We start from the raw sequence: 15,699 nt of genomic DNA, 5'->3' as shown, positions 1-15,699 counted from the left end.
ATGATCAGGCTTCCCGCGCCCGGGCACCGGGTGGTGGTGCGCTACCTCCTGCCATCGGGGCAGGCGACCGATGCGCTCGGCGAGCTGCTGAGCGCGGATGCCGACACCGTGGTCGTGGACGGCAAGCGCGGCGTCGAGACCATCGCGGTCCGCACGATCGTCGCGGCCAAGCCGGTGCCGCCCGTCACCCGTCGCGCAACGTGACGCCGCGGAGCCGCTGCACGCCCAGGTAGGCCGCGGTGAGCAGGAGCCCCACGTACACGTCGTTCTCGAACCACCCGAAGGTGGTCTGCTGCGCGGGCCCGAACGTCGTCGGGTAGTAGAAGATCGAGATCCCGAGCAGCGCCGTCAGGTACGCCAGCACCGTCGCCTGGGACCAGCGGGCAGGCCGCCCCGCGAGCCGCGCCATCGCGAACGCGACGGCGTAGAACACCCACGTGAGCGGCGTGGTGACGGTGAACGTCGGATCCTCGATCCCGGCGGCCCACGCGTACACGGTGTGCCCTGCCGAGAGGGTGAAGGCCGCGAGGAGGACGCCGCTCTGGTGACGGCCGTAGACGACGAGGCGCGTGGGAGCCGGAGCCGTGCGCGACGTCGCGACGGCGGGCGATGAGGTGGTGGGCATGGTGGTTCCTCTCGGTGAGGGACGGCCCGGTGCCGTCCACCTCCCAGCCTGCGCGGGTCCCATTCGCCGTCCCACCCACAGCGCCCCCACAGCACGTCCACGTCCCTCCCGCCATCGCCGCACGGGCATCGCACCTGTTAGCGTGCCGACGTGGGCCACGACAGCACGCCCGGAGAGTTCGGAGCCGCCCTACGGCGCCTGCGCGAGGAACGCGCGCTCACGCAGGAAGAGCTCGCGGCGCGGTCGGGCATCACCGCGAAGGCCATCGGCGTGCTCGAGCGCGGCGAACGGCGCCGTCCCTATCCGCACACGGTGCGCGCGCTCGCGGACGCGCTGGACCTGGCGGGTGACGCACGCGCCTCGCTCATCGCCGCGGTGCCGGGTCATGCGGCGGCCGCCCCGGTCGCACCGGCCGCGCCCGCCATGGGCCCTGGACCGTTCGTCGCGGCGGGCGCGTTGATCGGGCGCGCGCGCGAGGTCGCGGAGCTGCGTGCGCTGCTCGCCGGCGGCCCGCATCGTCTGGTGACGCTCACCGGCACCGGCGGCGTCGGGAAGACCCGGCTCGCCCTCGAGGTGCTCGCGCTCGAGTCCGGCCGCTTCCCCGGCGGCGCGGCCGCCGTCGACCTCGCCCCGGTGCGCCAGGCCGTGCCTGCGCTGCCGCGCATCGCGAGCGCGCTCGGGCTGCCCGACCTCGTGGGTGACGACCCGCAGGGCGAGCTGGCACGCCTGCTCGCCGGACCGCCGGTGCTGGTGGTCCTGGACAACCTCGAGCAGGTGGCGGGCATCGGCACCCTGGTGGCGGAGCTCCTGACCCGCTGTCCGGCGCTCGTGGTGCTCGCGACCAGCCGCGCCCCGCTGCGGATCCGCGCCGAGCACGAGTACGCGGTGGCACCGCTGGCTCTGCCGGTCGGGTCAGGACTCGACGCCGTGGCGGCGTCGCCCGCCGTGGCGCTGCTGCTCGAGCGGGCCGGCGCGGCGGGCCGCGGCCTGCCGCGCACCGCCGCCGATGCGGCGGCGCTGGCCGAGATCTGCCGGCGCCTCGACGGGCTGCCCCTGGGCCTCGAGCTCGCCGCGGCGGGGCTGCGCGTCCTCACGCCCGCGATGCTCGCGGATCGGCTCGGCGAGGTCGCGCTCGGCGACGGTCCGGCCGATCTCCCTGCCCGTCACCGCACCATGGACTCGGTGCTCGAGTGGAGCATGGACCTGCTCGAGCCCGAGGAGATCGGGCTGTTCGCGCGCCTCTCGGTGTTCGTCGGCGGCTTCACGCTCGCGGCGGCCGAGGCGGTCGCCGCGGCGGGCACGCCGACGCCGGAGGCGCTGCTGCGGCTGGTGGAGCAGTCGCTGGTGGTGAGGGTCCCGTCGCCCGGGCCCGCACCGCGCTTTCGCATGCTGGAGCCCGTGCGCCGGTACGCGATGGCCCGGCTGCATGCCGCGGGCGACGCAGCGTCGGTCGCGAGCGTTCATGCCGACTTCTACGTTGCGCAAGGCCTGGCCGCGGCGGACGCCCTCGAGGGTGCCCTGCTGGTGCCGACGCTCGACCTGCTCGAGGAGGACCACGGCAACGTCCGCGCCGCCTACCTCCGGCTCATCGAGCTGGACCGCGACAACGACGCCGCTGAGCTGGCCGGGCGCCTGTGGCCCTACCTCGCGCTGCGCGGGCACGCGCACGAGGGCCTCGAGTGGCTCGGTCGCGTCGGCGCGGGCGTGTCGGACGCCACGCGCTGTCACGTGGCCGCCGGGCGCCTCGGGCTGCTGCTGCTCACCGGCGACCACGCGGCGATGGCGCGCGAGGCGGAGGGGGCCCGTGCGGCCGTCGGTCGCGTCCGCGACCCTGCCGTCACCTGCGCGGCGCTGACGCTGTTGGCGCAGGCCGAGGTATTCGCGGGCAGGCTCGACGTGGCCGCTCGCACCCTCGACGATGCGGAGGCCCGCGCGCGCGAGGCGGGACGCCCGTGGGTGGCCGCTCATGCGCGGATCGCGCGGTGCCAGCTCGCGCTGGCGGCCGGCGATCTCGCGGTCGCCGCTGCGGAGATCGACGGCGCGGTGCGCGACGCCCGTGAGACCGGCAACCCGTTCACGCTCGCGACGGCGCTCAACGTCCACGCGACGCTGGCGGAGGTGCAGGGCGACGAGCACGCCACGGCGGTGCTGCTGGGCGAGTCCATCGCGCTCTCGCTCGACGGCCGGCTGAGCTGGACGCTCGGCTACGCGCTCCCGGCGCTCGCCGGCCTCGCCGGGCGCGCCGGCGACCTCGAGACAGCGGCCTGGCTCTTCGGTGCGGCGGCGGCGGTGTCGATCGCCGATGCCGTCGACCCGACGTTCCCGGCGGCGCGCGTCCTCGCGGATCGGGGCCTCGCGCGCACCCGCGCCACGCTCGCGCCCGCGACGTTCGCCGCGGCGTGGGCCGCGGGCCGCGCCGCGGACGCCCAGGGCATCGGCGCCCGCAGCGCCGAGGTCATCGACCGCGCAGGCGCCGCACGTAGCGCCTGAACTGCCACGCGCCGACGGTCCGCAGCACCACCCGGACCGGCACCGGCAGCGTCGCGAGCATCCGCGTCCGCTCCTCCGCGTCGGCGTCCTCGAGCACCAGGCCGAACATGATCGGCAGCTCGCGCGTCTTCATCGTCTCGGTGCCGTGCTGTCCCATCTGCCGCCACTCCGCATCCGTGACGTGGCGGTACGCGAGCGGGAGGATCTCGCGCTCCTCGAGATCGAGGTGCTCGAACAGCGCCGCGCTGAACGCCTCCACGAGGGCGGCAAGGCGTTCGCCGTCCTCGACCTGGGCCCGCCCCTCCCACGCGACGAGGGCGGGTTCGACCGCCGCGATGTGGGCATCGACGCCGTGATGCTGCTCCTGCATCGTCTCGACGAGGCCGGTCGACGGCGCGGCGCGCTCCAGCAGCAGCGGCCACAGCACGATGTCCTCGCCGGTGTGATGCATCTCGAGCCCGGCCATGCACAGGCGCAGGTGCTGCGCGACCACCGCCGAGCGTGCGAGGTCGCCTCGCGGCGTCGCCCGGATGTACGCCGGCACGGCCGTGAACTCGCGCCGGAACGCGCGGTGGATCACCACCATCTCCTGGATGTCGGGACGCTGGTCGGGCGGGACGATGGCGGTCATGGCGGCTCCTCCTCAGGGGCGTAGCTGGTACCGCCAGGCTCGCGCGCAGCGTGGACGCGGCCCACCCACAGGACGCCCACATCGGGTCCACATGGCGGGCGGCGTGCCTTGCTGCCGGTCACCTATGGCACAGTGACCGGGTGGATGAATCCTCCCTGGTGAAGCATGCCGAAGCCGTCCGTGCCGCCGCGGAGGCCCGCGCACATCGGAGGCACGTGGCCGCCCAGCTCGCGACCACCGGGGCGCTCGTCGCGACCCGGCGAGAGGAGCTGGCCGAGCGGGAGCGGGCGCTGCAGGTGGAGCAGTCCGATGTCCGCCGGCTGGAGCAGCTGTCGCTGACGAAGGTCTGGGCGACGCTGCGCGGCGACGCGGCGGATCGGCTCGCCGTCGAGCGCGCCGAGGCGGACGTGGCCGCGCTCGCGGTGGCCTCCGCGATCTCGCGGCTCAGCAGCGCCGTCGCTGACGATGCGCGCGTGCGCCGCGAGCACGACGGCCTGCGCGGTGCCGACGAGGCGTACGGTGATGCGCTCGCCGCGTACGAGCTCGCGATCCTCACGACCGGCGGCCGCGACGCCGCGGAGCTGACGGAGATCGCGGAACAGCTGGGCGTGGCCGAGGCCCGTCAGCGCGAGATCACGGAGGCCGTCGATGCGCTGCGGGCCACGCGAACGGCGCTTGACTCGGCGCTCGCGAGCCTCGACAGCGCGGGCGGCTGGTCGACGTACGACACGTTCTTCGGCGGCGGCATCGTCGCCGACATGGTCAAGCACTCGAAGATCGACGCCGCCACGGCTGCCTTCACCGAGGTGAACCGGGCGCTCGAGCGGTTGTCGGTCGAGCTCGCCGACATCGGGGCATCCGCGATCGACGGCGTCGACGTGTCTCAGACGCTGGCGGTGTTCGACGTGCTGTTCGACAACATCCTCAGCGACTGGATGGTCAAGGAACGCATCTCCGAGGCTCAGGCGCGCGCCACGAACCTTCGCGAGCGCCTCGCGCAGCTCGCGGACGATCTCGACACCGATGCGGGCGAGATCGCGGCACGCGTCGACGCGCTGCTCGAGCGCCGCGAGGCGATCCTCACCGCCAGTTGAGCGGAAGGCCGGCGGGCTTCGCCCGCTCAAGCGCGGCTAGGCTTTCATCGTGATCGGCCCCCATCCGCGCATCGTCTCCGGCTGCGTCCACGCCCGCCCGGTCGCCGGTGCCCGTGGGCTCGGCGCGTCGGCGGGCGCGTGATGCGGTGAGCACGATCTTCGATGCGCTGCGTCGCTGGCCCGATGTCGAGGCGCCAGGGCTCGTCGCCGGCGACGCGGCGGATCGGTTGATCCTGGACGAGTCGGCGGGGCTGCGTGCGGCTGCGGGGCCAGGTGACATCGCGGTGATCAACGATGCCTACGGCGCGCTCACCCTCGGGGCGGCGCATGCAGGCGCCCACGGGATACGGGTGCACATCGACGCCATCACCGGGGAGCGTGCGCTCGACGCCAACGCCTCGCGCTTGGGGCTGGCTGACCAGTTCCGCTCCGTTCCCCTCGACGCAGAGCTGGTACGCGGGGCGCGCCTCGTCCTGCTCCGCCTGCCCCGCTCACTCGACGCGCTACGGGACATCGCCGGCCTGATCGCCGCGCACGCCGACCCGAGCGTGGTGGTGGTCGCGGGCGGCCGGCTCAAGCACATGTCGGTGTCGATGAACGAGGTGCTTCGCGAGCACTTCGGGCAGCTGGACGTCAGCCATGCCCGGCAGAAGTCGAGGGTGCTGATCGCCCGTTCACCTCGGGACGGTCGCGATCCCGTGCCTGCCGCCGCCCGGGTCGAGGGCCTCGAGGTGCGCGCGTACGGCGGGGCCTTCGCGGGCGCACGGCTCGACATCGGCACCCGACTTCTGCTCGACAACCTTCCCGATGCTCCGGTCGGCGGGACGCCGGACGATCCCTTCATCGATCTGGCCTGCGGTACGGGGATCATCGGCGCGTGGATGGCTTCCCGCTATCCCGGTGCGCAGGTGTACGCGTGCGATCAGTCGGACGTCGCCGTCGCGTCCGCGCAGGCGACGATGCTCGCCAACGGCATCGAGGACCGCGTCGCCGTGGCGCGTGACGACATGCTGGGCGCCCGGCCTCCCGCGAGCGCATCGTTCATCACGCTGAACCCGCCGTTCCACTCGGCCGCGGCCGTGACCGACCTCCTGGCGCCACGGATGTTCGCCGACGTCGCCAGGGTCCTGCGCCCCGGCGGTCAGCTGTGGTGCGTGTGGAACTCCGGGCTCAAGTACCGGCCGCTGCTCGAACGGGCGATCGGTCCGACCCGGCAGGTCGCACGCAACGCGAAGTTCACCGTCACCGTCTCGACACGGCGGCGAGGTCTGCCCGACCGATCGCTCGTGGCTGGCGGCGGAAATCCGCGCGATAGCGCCGCGTCGATCCGGTGACCCTCGCATGGGCCACGGTTGGGGCTCAGGTCGGATCGGACAGCAGCAGCACCCACGCCCGGCCGGCGTCCAAGCGCGCGAACATGAATGCCGCCTCAGCGCCGTCCGGTGTGTGGATCGCCCAGCCACCCTGGTGAAGCCACCGCCCCGCGTTGGCGGGAGCGGACTCGAGGAGGTCGGCGAGGGCGTGGTCCCCGGCGTCACGGAGGATCTCGAGGGCGCTGAGCAGCGGGATCAGGCGGGCGCACGCCTCGATGACATCCTCGATCGCGTCCTCGTCCGCATGCATGTCGAAGCCGGCCACCAACGAGTCGACCACGGCATCCGCCAGGGCCGGCCGGTCCGGATGCGAGCGCGCCACGGCGCCGTGGACATCCTCTGCGACCGTGGGGTCCTCCGCGTAGAGTTCGCGGAACTCCTCGATCTCGATCCACAGCGGATTGTCGTCAGGCTGGGCGGTGCTCACGCCACCACGGTAGACGCATCCGCTGCGGGCGCGTCGCGTCGAGCGCGGTGTCGATCCGCGCCGCATACGCTGCCGTGAGCTCCGCGGGGAGGGATCGCGCGGCGGCACCTGCTGTCAGCCACGGAGTCATGCGGCCAGGCGGACCGTCGCGCCAGCGGGGCCACAGTGACAGTCACATGGATGGGTTCTCGATAGGCTCGCAGGTCGGCGCGCCCTCGGCGGCAAACCACTTCCCGATCGGCTTCCGTCATGACAACGTATTGACGCCGTCATGACTACGTAGATACGCTGGACGTCGAGTCTTTGGAGGAAGACATGGCCACACCCACTCGTGACGACTACCTGCAGATGCGGATCTCCGCCGAGGCGAAGGAACGCCTCCGCGAGGCGGCCCGGGCCACCGACCAGGATCTGTCTACCTTCGTCCTCCAGGCAGCGAAGAAGGCCGCCGACGAGGTCCTCGCCGAGCGTTGGACCTTCCAGCTGTCCGACGCGGCCTATGACTCGTTCCTCGCGCAGCTCGACGAGCCCGCACGCGTCATTCCGGGTCTTCAGGCGCTCGCAGCCGAGCCGTCGCCGTTCAGCGACCGGTAGCGGGCGACGTAGCCGGTGACTGAATACCTCGGCCCCGTCCACCTCTCCGACGCGCACGACGTCGCGCAGTTCCACTCCTCCAGCCCCGAGCTCAACGCCTGGCTGACCAAGCACGCGCGCGGTTCCCACAAGGGTGGCCATACCCGCGTCGCCGTCGTCACAGAATCTGGAAGCCAGGCCGTGGTCGCGTACTACGCGATCGCGATGGGCTCCGTCACACCCGCGGAGGCCACCACTCGCATGAGTGCCGGCGGTGGTCGCCACCCCGTCCCAGTCATCGTCCTGGCGCGCCTCGCCGTCGACGAGCGCCACACAGGCAAGCGCCTCGGCCGAGCGCTACTGCTCGACGCCATCCGCCGCTCCATCGCCGCCTCGAGTGACATCGGCGCCCGCGCGATCATCGTCCACTGCAAGGACGCCGACGCGAAGGCCTTCTACCTCAACACCATCCCCGAGTTCGCCGAGCTCCCCCACGACCCGATGATGCTCGCGTTGCTGCTCAAGGACGCACGGGCATCGCTCGGTGTCGGCTGATCGCACGTACCGCACGGGAGCAGCACCCGTTCACGAACCGACACACCGGAGTTTCTACGCGACCCGGAGCGCGACAAGACGTGTTCACGATGGGCTCGCAATCCTTCGCCTTGCGTTCCCGAATAGCCGGAGCGCAACCACGGCGCAGTCTCCACGGCCAGCACAGGAGTCCGAAGACCCCCCGCGCGCGCATGGAAGCCGGTCCGAGACGCTATCCACGGGAGTAGCCCCGGTCGCAGATCGACGTGGCAGACCCAGGACGCGGTCGACCCGGTGGGCCGTGATGCGGTCAGGCGAGGCCGAGTTCGTCAACGACCCGTGCGACGCGGTCGCGCTGCTCGTGTGTGAGTCCTTGTATCGGCAGCGGCAGGCTCCGCGGCTGGGCGAGGCCGAGGTGTTCGGCGATCGCGGCAGTGACGCGCAAGCTTCCGAACTCGGCGAACAGCGCCCACAAAGGTGCCAGCCGCTCAGACTCTGCGGTCACCGCCGCGTCGCGCCCTGCCTGCGCGGCACGGGAAATGGCAAGCGCGGGTGCGGGGAGCGTGCCTGCGATGACGGAGTACCAGGCGTCGCATCCCGCATTCAGACCTGTCGCACCGAACGCGTCTCCTGAGACCCCGATCGTGACGTGCTCGGGTACAGCGGCGCGGATCGTTGCGACGTGCTCGGCGGCCTTGCTCGGATCCGTGGGCACGCCGGGGATCTTGATCGACGCGATCCCGGGCAGCTGTGCGATGCGGGCGTACAGGTCAATGGTGAAGGTGAAGTGCGTGGTGCCGGGGTTGTCGTAGACGATGACAGGGAGACTCGTGTGCTCCGTGACGGTGCGGTACAGCTCGAAGACGTCGTCTGCTGTGAGAGCCTGGTAGGTCATCGGAGCCAGCAGGAGCCCTGCTGCCCCCGCCTGCTCCGCTGACGTGACGTGGGTGAGGACATGCGACGTGCGCAGGTCTCCGACGCCGATGATCACGGGCGTCTCCCCCGCGTGCCGCACAGCAAGCCAGGCGACGCGGGCCCGCTCGTCCGCGTTCAGGTAGGCGTACGAACCGGTGGACCCGAGCGCGGTGATCGAGTCCACGCCCGACGCGGCCAGGCGCTCAACCAGACCGATGGATGCCCCCTCGTCGACCTGATCGTCGTGGAACGGGGTCAGGGGGAAGGCAGACAGGCCACGGGTGATGTCGTTGATCATGACCGCGCAGCTTCAGGGCGATGCTCGAGACCGAGGACCGGGTTGCCGTACACGGTCTGCACCTCGGCGATCACGACCCGGTACTCGCCCAGCCACTCTGCGTGGCGACTCTTGGCCAGACGGTGGGTGTCCATGCCCATGAGTTGCTTCAACGCTTCCATGTCGGCCCAGTAGTAGACCTCGGCGTGCAGCCCGGTGCGCTCGTTGTGCCAGGCCTCCTCACCGAGGAACCCTGGGATCTGACGCGCTCGGGCCGCAATCTCGTCATCGATCCGGTGGAACTCGTCCGTGAGGTCGCCTGTCTCGAAGATGAACGTCGAACTGTACTTCGGCGTGGCCGTCATGGGGAGCCTTTCGCGATCGGGACGGGAGCAGCGGTGTGCGGCGGATGGTGGGCACGGTGTTGGCCTTCGCGTTGCGCGCGAACTCGGCCGCCGCGATCTCTGGGGACGTTTAGCTACGCGCGGAGTGCAGGACCACGAGCGGCATGAAAATGGTGTCGACAATGTCGACGATCACCGGATCAGGGACCTCGCGCATGCCCAGGATGAGCTCCTCGCGCAGCAGCACGATCGGCAAGCCCTTGATGCGCGGGTCGATTTCGGCGCTCGGGACCTCGCCCCGCTCGGCGGCGCGCGCGAAGACGACGTCGAGGACGGTTGGGTCGCCAGTTGCGAGCATCGCCCGCACCTCTTCCATGCTGATGGCATCCGCGTCGTAGTACGCGCCGATCATCACGCTGAGGGCTGTGAGCACCCGCGCATGGTTGGCGTTGACGCCCCGCATGAGCGTGATGACGTCTTCGCGCAGCGATCCCGTGTCGGGCGCGTTGGCGCGGATCTGACTTAGGGCATGAGCGATAGCCGCCTGGACCAGACTGCGCTTGTCGACCCAGCGACGCGCGATGACGGGCCGGCTGGTCTCCGCGCGCGCTGCAACCGCGTCGAGCGTGAGGTTCGCGTATCCGCGCTCGGCGAGCTCGTCCCAGGCCGCGTCCAGCAGCGCCCCCTCGAGCGCGGCACCCCGTCTGCGTTGCGGCGTCGTCGTCATGGCGCCATCTTAGCAAGATGCGCTTGCGCATCTTGAAGAGGGCAGGTACAGTCGCCAGTAGATGCGGCGATGCATCTAACAAATCGGCCGGCATCGCCCGGTGACACCGTCCGCGCGAGCCGAACCCCCACCTTGATGCGTTCGCCCACGCGGCCGCATCGTCCCTGCGCACCGAAGGAAATGCGATGACCTCCCCGACCACGTCCCGCCGCCCGGCGGTCCGCGACGCGAAGGACGGCGGCTCGAAGCACATCGTGCTCTTGTTCGTCGGCCTCATGACCGCGATGCTCATGGCGTCGCTGAGCCAGACCATCCTCGCCACTGCCCTGCCGACCATCGTCGGCGAGCTCGGCGGCGTGGAGTCCATGACCTGGGTGGTCACGGGCTACATCTTGGCCTCGACCATCATGATGCCCGTCTATGGGCGCATCCCCGACCTACTGGGCCGCAAGCCTGTGCTCATCTCCGCCATCGTGCTGTTCGTCGCCGGCTCGATCGTCGGTGGCCTCGCCAACTCCATCGGCGTACTGATCGTCGCCCGCGTGCTCCAGGGCATCGGCGGCGGCGGCCTCATGATCTTGTCGCAAGCGGCGATCGCGGATGTGGTGCCCGCGCGCGAACGCGGCAAGTACATGGGCATCATGGGTGCCGTCTTCGCGGTGTCCTCCGTCGCGGGCCCGCTGCTGGGCGGCTGGTTCACCGAGGGTCCGGGTTGGCGCTGGTCGTTCTGGATCAACATCCCCCTCGGCGTCCTCGCGATCATCGCGGCCGTGTTCTTCCTCAAGCTCCCCAAGCGTGAGCGCACCGGCCCGGCCAAGATCGACTACCTCGGCATGACCCTCGTGGCGGCCGCGACATCGGCCGTGGTCCTCGTGTGCACGTGGGGCGGCAGCCGCTACGACTGGGCCTCGCCTCAGATCCTCGGCCTCGGCGCCGCGGCGCTCGTCCTCGCAGGACTGTTCGCCTACGTCGAAACCAAGGCCACCAACCCCGTCATACCGCTTTCCCTGTTCAAGGACCGCAACTTCACGATGTCGACCATCGCGGGCCTGCTCATCGGCGTGGCAATGTTCGGCGTCGTCAGCTACGTCCCCACTTACATTCAGATGGTCTCGGGCGTGAACGCTACCGTCGCCGGCCTTCTCCTCATCCCTATGATGGGCGGCCTGCTCATCGCGTCCACGCTGTCGGGCAACCGCGTCGCCAAGACCGGGCGCTACAAGATGTTCCCCCTGGTCGGCACCATCATCATGGGCTTCGGACTGATCCTCATGGGCACGCTTACCATCAGCACCCCGACATGGCTCATGTGCATGTTCCTCGGCATCTTCGGCGTCGGCCTCGGGCTGGGTCAGCAGATCCTCGTGCTGATCGTGCAGAACTCGTTCCCCAACACCATCGTCGGCACCGCGACCGCGTCGTTCAACTACTTCAAGCAGGTCGGCGCGACCATCGGATCCGCGATTGTGGGCTCGATCTTCGCCAGCCGCCTCACCGAGCAGCTCACCGCGAACCTCGCCGGCATCGACGCATCCGCCAGCGGTGCCGCTACCGGCTCCCTCACCCCCGAGATCGTCGCCGACCTGCCCGACGCGATCCGCACGCCCATCATGCTCGCCTACAACGAGGCCATGATCCCGCTGTTCCTGTGGATGGTGCCCGTCGCGCTCGCCGCCGTCGCTGTCCTCTGGTTCGTCAAGGAGAAGACCCTCGAAACCAGCGTCGAGGGCGCCCCGGCGGTCCCGGTGGTCGCGGTGGACGATGCGGAGGCCGAACTCGAGCGGATCATCGACGGCGAGCTGCTCGGCGCCACCGAGCCGGCCGCTGACACCGCTGTTCGCGGCGAACTCTTCGGGGACCGTCGCTGACCCAGGCACGCCGCCTCTCGCACCCCCAAGCGTGCCACCCCACGCCGAGGCCGCCGACGTCACCCACGTCGGCGGCCTCGGCCACACCCCCCACCCCTCCCAAGGAGCCCGTCCCGATGAAGCAATCCAAGCGCGCCGAGCGGATCCGCGCCCACGCCGAGGAGCAAGGCCTCACCGAACCACACGCCCGCGCCGATCGCCTCAAGGAACGCATCTACCTGACCTTCTCAGGCCTCGCGGTGGTGCTCGCCCTGTCCACGCACGGCCACGTCGAACCCTCCGAGGCCCTCACCACCCTCGCCGTCACCGCGCTCGGGACCCTGCTCGCCGTGTTCACCGCGGACCTCATCTCCCACCTGCTCGCCCACGAGCGCCTCGTCGACACCACCGAGCTCCGCCACGCCGTGCGGTCCAGCTTCGGTGCGCTGTCCTCGCTGCTGCTGCCGTTCATCTTCCTCGGCGTCTCCGCCGCAGGCGCCTGGGACATCACCAATGCGCTCGTCGCATCCGCTATCGCACTCATCGTCGCGCTCGTCATGATCGGCTACCTCGCCGCACGCCAGGTCCAGCTCGGCTGGTGGCAACGCATCGTGGTCCTCGGCGCCGAAGCCGCGCTCGGCCTCGCCGTCGTCGGGCTGGAACTACTCGCCCACGCATAGGCGGCTGCGCTTGACCGTCCAGCGCCGCCGTAGTCGCTGACCCCATCAAGGAGAACTCGCCGTGACTCCCGACGTGTTCCTCGGCACGCTCGCAGCCTTCGCCGAATCGATGCTCGGCATCGGCTTCCTCGTGCCCGGAGAGCTCGCCGTATCCGCCCTGGCCATTCACGCGCACGGCGGCGCCCACGCCGCACTGCTGATCGCAGCCGTCGCCATCGGCGCGTGCTGCGGCGACCACGTCAACTACGTGATCGGACGCCGCTTCGGGCCACGGCTCGCCACCAGCCGCATCGTTCAGCGCATGGGCGCCCACCACTGGGACCGCGGCACCGGCCTGATCCAGCGCCACGGTACCGGCGCCATCGCCATCAGCCGACTCATGCCCGGCATCCGCACCCTCATGCCCGCCATCGCCGGCGTCGCCGACCTCACGTACGCCCGGTTCCTCCTTGGCTCGAGCGTGGGGGCGCTGCTGTGGGCGATCGTCTGGGTGACGGCCGGCACCACCATCGGCACCCTCGCGTCCTCCCCGGTGGCCGTCGCGCTCGCCGCGGCGGGCGCCGCGCTCGCCCTCTGCCTGCGCCGCGTCGTGCTGCGCCGGCGGACCTCCACGCGCAACAACCAGTCACACCGCGAGAAGACGAACGCTGGCACGGACACCGCGCCGCGCCCGGGCACCTAGCGGGGAGCGCATCCCTACCTCGGCTTCTGAGGCGAACTCACACTGGCGGTCTTCACGGTTGTCTCGTGAACATCCGTCAAGCAAGTACCCAAAACGATAGGAAAATCAGCTCCTCGAAGGCAACAAAAAGGCCGCCCTTCCCGGCTTTTACCAGGAAGAACGGCCTTCGTCACGTCGGGCTGACAGTGTCTGATGTCAGCCCATCGTTTACACCTGTGTCGGGGCATCGTTTACACCCCTGGTAGTTCCACGATGGGCCATGGCGGATGCGAATAAGAACCGGGTCATCGTGCTGGCAGTCGTCGAAGGCGGCCTGAGCATCTCCGAGGCGGCCCGTCGCTTCGGCGTGACCCGCCAATGGATCCACCGCCTCCTGGCCCGCTACAGAGCCGACGGACTGGACGGCCTCGAGCCGCGCTCACGCGCCGCCCACACCCCCGCCGGGCGGGTGTCCAACGAGGTACGCGCCCAGGTCGTCGCACTGCGCGATCAGCTCGTGGCCGAGGGCCTGGACGCCGGCGCGGAGTCCATCCGCGACCGCCTCACCCGGCAAGGAGTCACCCCGCCGGCGGCCTCGACGATCTACCGGATCCTGCGCGACGCCGACCGCGTGACCCCCGAACCCCACAAACGCCCCCGCACCAGCTGGCAGCGCTTCCAAGCCTCCGCGCCCAACGGCTGCTGGCAGTCCGACATTGTCCCGCGTCAAGTAGTTGGCAGGATTTCTTCGGTTTCAAAGGTGGGGATGGTCGGGTCGGCCAGCCCCAGGTGGACCTCGGCGGGCCTGTTCCAGGCGATCGCCTCGTGAGGACGGACGTGGTTGTAGTCGGCGCGATACGCCTCGATCTGTGCGACGAGGTCCAGAGCGTCGTCGATCTCGTGGCGGTACAGCCACTCGTACTTCATCGATCCGAAGCCGCGCTCACGCGAGCCGTTCTGGCCGGGCGTGCGCACCCGGGTGCGGACGTGGCGCAGCTCGGGATGAGCGGCGATGAACGCCTCGAACGTGAACGAGCGGAACGGCCCGCCGTTGTCCGTCACGATCGTCACCACCGGGATCAACGGGCCCGTCTCGGGGTCCACGACCGCCAGGTCGCGCAGCGGCCGGCCCAGCATCGCCTCGGCCTCCGCGAGGGCCTTCTCGACGGCGGCGATCGCGTCGTACATGTTCGCGGTCGGTGACACATGGGCGTCGAACTCGAACTTGGACCAGTAGTCGCGGCAGGCGGCGATACGCCAGGTGCCGCCGGCGGTGGTCTCGAACTCGCTGAAGTCCAGCTGCCACACCTGGTTCGGGCCCGTCGGCTCGGTCGCGAACGCCGCCTTGCGCCGGGCCGCGAGCTGCTTGCGCTCCCGCTGGTAGTGGGCCGGAAGCAGGAGCCCTTCGTCGCGCAGCGTGCGCAGCACCGTCGCCTCGGACGTGCGCACGCCGTCGTGGCGCACCAGTGCCCAGATCTTGCGGTGCCCCCACGCCGGATGCGCGGTCGCGTGCGCCACGACGTGCTCACGCACCGCGGTCCGCGCCGGCTGCGGCCACGGACCCTTCGCCTGCTCGCCGGCACGCGCACGTGCCTGCCAGCGCCGCCAGGTCCTCTCGGGCATGTCGAACTTCTCGCAGAACCTCGAGGTCGACATGCCCGCCTCCACGCGGATCATCTCGAGGTCCTCGAAGGGCCCAGGCGGCCCTCCGCGGACTTCTTCCACACCCGGATCTCGACCGCCGCCTCACCCAGGGCCTGCGTCAGCTCCGTGACCTCGGCCTCGAGCTGCGCCTCGCGGGTCGACGGACCCGACCGGCCCGACGTGAGGGCGCTCTTGCCAGCCTCGAGGAAGTCGGCCTTCCACCGGCCGATCGACTGCTCCGAGACCTTCTCCTTGCGTGCAGCATCGGCGATCGACAACTCACCGGCCAGCACTGCCAGGACGATCCTGGTCTTCTTCTCCGCGGGGATCTGCGGGGGTCTTCCCATGACTGACTCTCCGTTCAGGACTCAACTAACAACCCTGCCACTAAGTCTGACGCGCGACAATCATCGCCGAACACGAACTCGACGAAACCCGCGACTACCACCCCAAGAAACAACAAGAGGCCCTCCCCGAAGGGAGGGCCTCTGTCAACGATGCCCCGGGACATCTGTAAACGATGTCCCGACACATCACACACGTCGGGCTGACAGGATTTGAACCTGCGACCCCCTGCAGGGACCGGGCAATTCCCGGTCATTTGCGGTCGTCTTGGAATCTCACGGGTTCCCTCGGATTATTCGGGAGATTGTCGACTCCCTCATTCCGACTGTACCCGGTCATTGCCGGTTGGTCCCGATTGAATCTGATGGGTTCTCGATGGGCCGACCGGCGCGACCCGATCGTCCGAGCCGAATGTCACGCCCGGCGAATGCTGGCCACTTGAAGCGCCCCGGGTTTGTCGGAGAGCCCCCATCAAGCCCCGGGCGCTTCAAACATCACGCGTAGGTATCGGT

The 15,699-nt window shown here is 70.4% G+C and carries 18 protein-coding genes; 10 read left to right on the top strand and 8 right to left on the bottom strand.

The genetic code is table 11. The features are described 5' to 3' along the window. The gene (locus AOM09_RS08110; RefSeq protein ID WP_062386624.1) at nt 1-204 is read left to right on the top strand and encodes a putative acetyltransferase; all 204 of its coding nucleotides are present in this window, start codon (nt 1-3) and stop codon (nt 202-204) included. Here the strand turns inward: AOM09_RS08110 and AOM09_RS08105 are convergent. After that, nucleotides 185-625 (bottom strand): hypothetical protein, encoded by a 441-nt coding sequence (locus tag AOM09_RS08105; RefSeq protein ID WP_062386621.1) that lies wholly within the window; start codon nt 623-625, stop codon nt 185-187. The two genes, AOM09_RS08110 and AOM09_RS08105, sit on opposite strands and share 20 nt — an antisense overlap. 150 nt (nt 626-775) lie before the next feature. Here AOM09_RS08105 and AOM09_RS08100 point away from each other — a divergent pair, with 150 nt between their 5' ends. Beyond that, a complete protein-coding gene (locus AOM09_RS08100; protein WP_062386619.1) occupies nt 776-3,115 on the top strand; it encodes an ATP-binding protein in 2,340 nt (779 codons plus the stop codon). Here AOM09_RS08100 and AOM09_RS08095 read toward each other — a convergent pair. Then, a complete protein-coding gene (locus AOM09_RS08095; RefSeq protein ID WP_062386617.1) occupies nt 3,081-3,746 on the bottom strand; it encodes a hemerythrin domain-containing protein in 666 nt (221 codons plus the stop codon). The two genes, AOM09_RS08100 and AOM09_RS08095, sit on opposite strands and share 35 nt — an antisense overlap. Nucleotides 3,747-3,886: 140 nt before the next feature. Here AOM09_RS08095 and AOM09_RS08090 point away from each other — a divergent pair, with 140 nt between their 5' ends. Then, a complete protein-coding gene (locus AOM09_RS08090; protein ID WP_156162299.1) occupies nt 3,887-4,840 on the top strand; it encodes a hypothetical protein in 954 nt (317 codons plus the stop codon). 146 nt (nt 4,841-4,986) lie between these two features. Then, entirely contained in the window at nt 4,987-6,174 is a 1,188-nt protein-coding gene (locus AOM09_RS08085) for a class I SAM-dependent methyltransferase (protein WP_062386611.1), read from the top strand. A 25-nt stretch (nt 6,175-6,199) separates the two neighbouring features. Here AOM09_RS08085 and AOM09_RS08080 read toward each other — a convergent pair whose 3' ends face one another. Next, the gene (locus tag AOM09_RS08080; protein ID WP_062386610.1) at nt 6,200-6,640 is read right to left on the bottom strand and encodes a hypothetical protein; all 441 of its coding nucleotides are present in this window, start codon (nt 6,638-6,640) and stop codon (nt 6,200-6,202) included. Between the two features lie 315 nt (nt 6,641-6,955). Here AOM09_RS08080 and AOM09_RS08075 point away from each other — a divergent pair, with 315 nt between their 5' ends. Together AOM09_RS08075 and AOM09_RS08070 are read left to right on the top strand one after the other, a co-directional pair. Further along, complete coding sequence (locus tag AOM09_RS08075) at nt 6,956-7,234, top strand: type II toxin-antitoxin system TacA family antitoxin (RefSeq protein ID WP_062386608.1); 279 nt, start codon at nt 6,956-6,958, stop codon at nt 7,232-7,234. A 15-nt stretch (nt 7,235-7,249) separates the two neighbouring features. Beyond that, nucleotides 7,250-7,768: a GNAT family N-acetyltransferase gene (locus AOM09_RS08070; protein WP_062386606.1), complete on the top strand. Its 519-nt coding sequence runs from the start codon at nt 7,250-7,252 to the stop codon at nt 7,766-7,768. 289 nt (nt 7,769-8,057) lie between these two features. On the opposite strand, the gene AOM09_RS08065 is transcribed toward AOM09_RS08070, so the two are convergent. The 3 genes from AOM09_RS08065 to AOM09_RS08055 all read right to left on the bottom strand — a co-directional run bounded on the left by AOM09_RS08065 (nt 8,058) and on the right by AOM09_RS08055 (nt 10,010). Further along, a complete protein-coding gene (locus AOM09_RS08065; RefSeq protein WP_062386604.1) occupies nt 8,058-8,960 on the bottom strand; it encodes a dihydrodipicolinate synthase family protein in 903 nt (300 codons plus the stop codon). After that, the gene (locus AOM09_RS08060) at nt 8,957-9,304 is read right to left on the bottom strand and encodes an antibiotic biosynthesis monooxygenase family protein (RefSeq protein ID WP_062386601.1); all 348 of its coding nucleotides are present in this window, start codon (nt 9,302-9,304) and stop codon (nt 8,957-8,959) included. The genes AOM09_RS08065 and AOM09_RS08060 overlap by 4 nt, the downstream gene beginning before the upstream one ends. A 109-nt stretch (nt 9,305-9,413) precedes the next feature. Then, nucleotides 9,414-10,010: a TetR/AcrR family transcriptional regulator gene (locus AOM09_RS08055; protein ID WP_062386599.1), complete on the bottom strand. Its 597-nt coding sequence runs from the start codon at nt 10,008-10,010 to the stop codon at nt 9,414-9,416. A 185-nt stretch (nt 10,011-10,195) separates the two neighbouring features. Here AOM09_RS08055 and AOM09_RS08050 point away from each other — a divergent pair, with 185 nt between their 5' ends. The 4 genes from AOM09_RS08050 to AOM09_RS14900 all read left to right on the top strand — a co-directional run bounded on the left by AOM09_RS08050 (nt 10,196) and on the right by AOM09_RS14900 (nt 14,027). Beyond that, nucleotides 10,196-11,878 carry an MDR family MFS transporter gene (locus AOM09_RS08050; RefSeq protein WP_062386596.1) on the top strand — a complete coding sequence of 561 codons (1,683 nt, stop codon included), beginning with the start codon at nt 10,196-10,198 and terminating at the stop codon, nt 11,876-11,878. 116 nt (nt 11,879-11,994) lie between these two features. Next, nucleotides 11,995-12,537 (top strand): hypothetical protein, encoded by a 543-nt coding sequence (locus AOM09_RS08045; protein WP_062386593.1) that lies wholly within the window; start codon nt 11,995-11,997, stop codon nt 12,535-12,537. 61 nt (nt 12,538-12,598) lie between these two features. Then, nucleotides 12,599-13,219, top strand: coding sequence for a DedA family protein (locus AOM09_RS08040; RefSeq protein WP_062386590.1), 621 nt, complete (start codon nt 12,599-12,601; stop codon nt 13,217-13,219). Between the two features lie 259 nt (nt 13,220-13,478). Beyond that, nucleotides 13,479-14,027: a helix-turn-helix domain-containing protein gene (locus tag AOM09_RS14900; protein ID WP_082098963.1), complete on the top strand. Its 549-nt coding sequence runs from the start codon at nt 13,479-13,481 to the stop codon at nt 14,025-14,027. Here the strand turns inward: AOM09_RS14900 and AOM09_RS08035 are convergent. After that, nucleotides 13,925-14,875 (bottom strand): integrase core domain-containing protein, encoded by a 951-nt coding sequence (locus tag AOM09_RS08035; RefSeq protein WP_062386589.1) that lies wholly within the window; start codon nt 14,873-14,875, stop codon nt 13,925-13,927. The two genes, AOM09_RS14900 and AOM09_RS08035, sit on opposite strands and share 103 nt — an antisense overlap. Beyond that, nucleotides 14,872-15,189 (bottom strand): helix-turn-helix domain-containing protein, encoded by a 318-nt coding sequence (locus tag AOM09_RS08030; RefSeq protein ID WP_062386586.1) that lies wholly within the window; start codon nt 15,187-15,189, stop codon nt 14,872-14,874. The genes AOM09_RS08035 and AOM09_RS08030 overlap by 4 nt, the downstream gene beginning before the upstream one ends. Nucleotides 15,190-15,699: the final 510 nt, after the last annotated feature.

It is taken from the genome of Demequina iriomotensis, from assembly GCF_000971395.1.
In the GTDB taxonomy this organism is placed as follows: domain Bacteria; phylum Actinomycetota; class Actinomycetes; order Actinomycetales; family Demequinaceae; genus Demequina; species Demequina iriomotensis.
Note: the sequence above shows the minus strand (reverse complement) of the source record. Positions and strands in the feature narration are given on the sequence as shown.

Excerpts from the sequence above, each read along its gene's own strand:
- AOM09_RS08110 (WP_062386624.1), top strand. The coding sequence starts at position 1 with ATGATCAGGCTTCCCGCGCCCGGGCACCGGGTGGTGGTGCGCTACCTC.
- AOM09_RS08105 (WP_062386621.1), bottom strand. The coding sequence starts at position 625 with ATGCCCACCACCTCATCGCCCGCCGTCGCGACGTCGCGCACGGCTCCG.
- AOM09_RS08095 (WP_062386617.1), bottom strand. The coding sequence starts at position 3,746 with ATGACCGCCATCGTCCCGCCCGACCAGCGTCCCGACATCCAGGAGATG.
- AOM09_RS08075 (WP_062386608.1), top strand. The coding sequence starts at position 6,956 with ATGGCCACACCCACTCGTGACGACTACCTGCAGATGCGGATCTCCGCC.
- AOM09_RS08065 (WP_062386604.1), bottom strand. The coding sequence starts at position 8,960 with ATGATCAACGACATCACCCGTGGCCTGTCTGCCTTCCCCCTGACCCCG.
- AOM09_RS08060 (WP_062386601.1), bottom strand. The coding sequence starts at position 9,304 with ATGACGGCCACGCCGAAGTACAGTTCGACGTTCATCTTCGAGACAGGC.
- AOM09_RS08055 (WP_062386599.1), bottom strand. The coding sequence starts at position 10,010 with ATGACGACGACGCCGCAACGCAGACGGGGTGCCGCGCTCGAGGGGGCG.
- AOM09_RS08050 (WP_062386596.1), top strand. The coding sequence starts at position 10,196 with ATGACCTCCCCGACCACGTCCCGCCGCCCGGCGGTCCGCGACGCGAAG.
- AOM09_RS08045 (WP_062386593.1), top strand. The coding sequence starts at position 11,995 with ATGAAGCAATCCAAGCGCGCCGAGCGGATCCGCGCCCACGCCGAGGAG.
- AOM09_RS14900 (WP_082098963.1), top strand. The coding sequence starts at position 13,479 with ATGGCGGATGCGAATAAGAACCGGGTCATCGTGCTGGCAGTCGTCGAA.
- AOM09_RS08035 (WP_062386589.1), bottom strand. The coding sequence starts at position 14,875 with ATGATCCGCGTGGAGGCGGGCATGTCGACCTCGAGGTTCTGCGAGAAG.
- AOM09_RS08030 (WP_062386586.1), bottom strand. The coding sequence starts at position 15,189 with ATGGGAAGACCCCCGCAGATCCCCGCGGAGAAGAAGACCAGGATCGTC.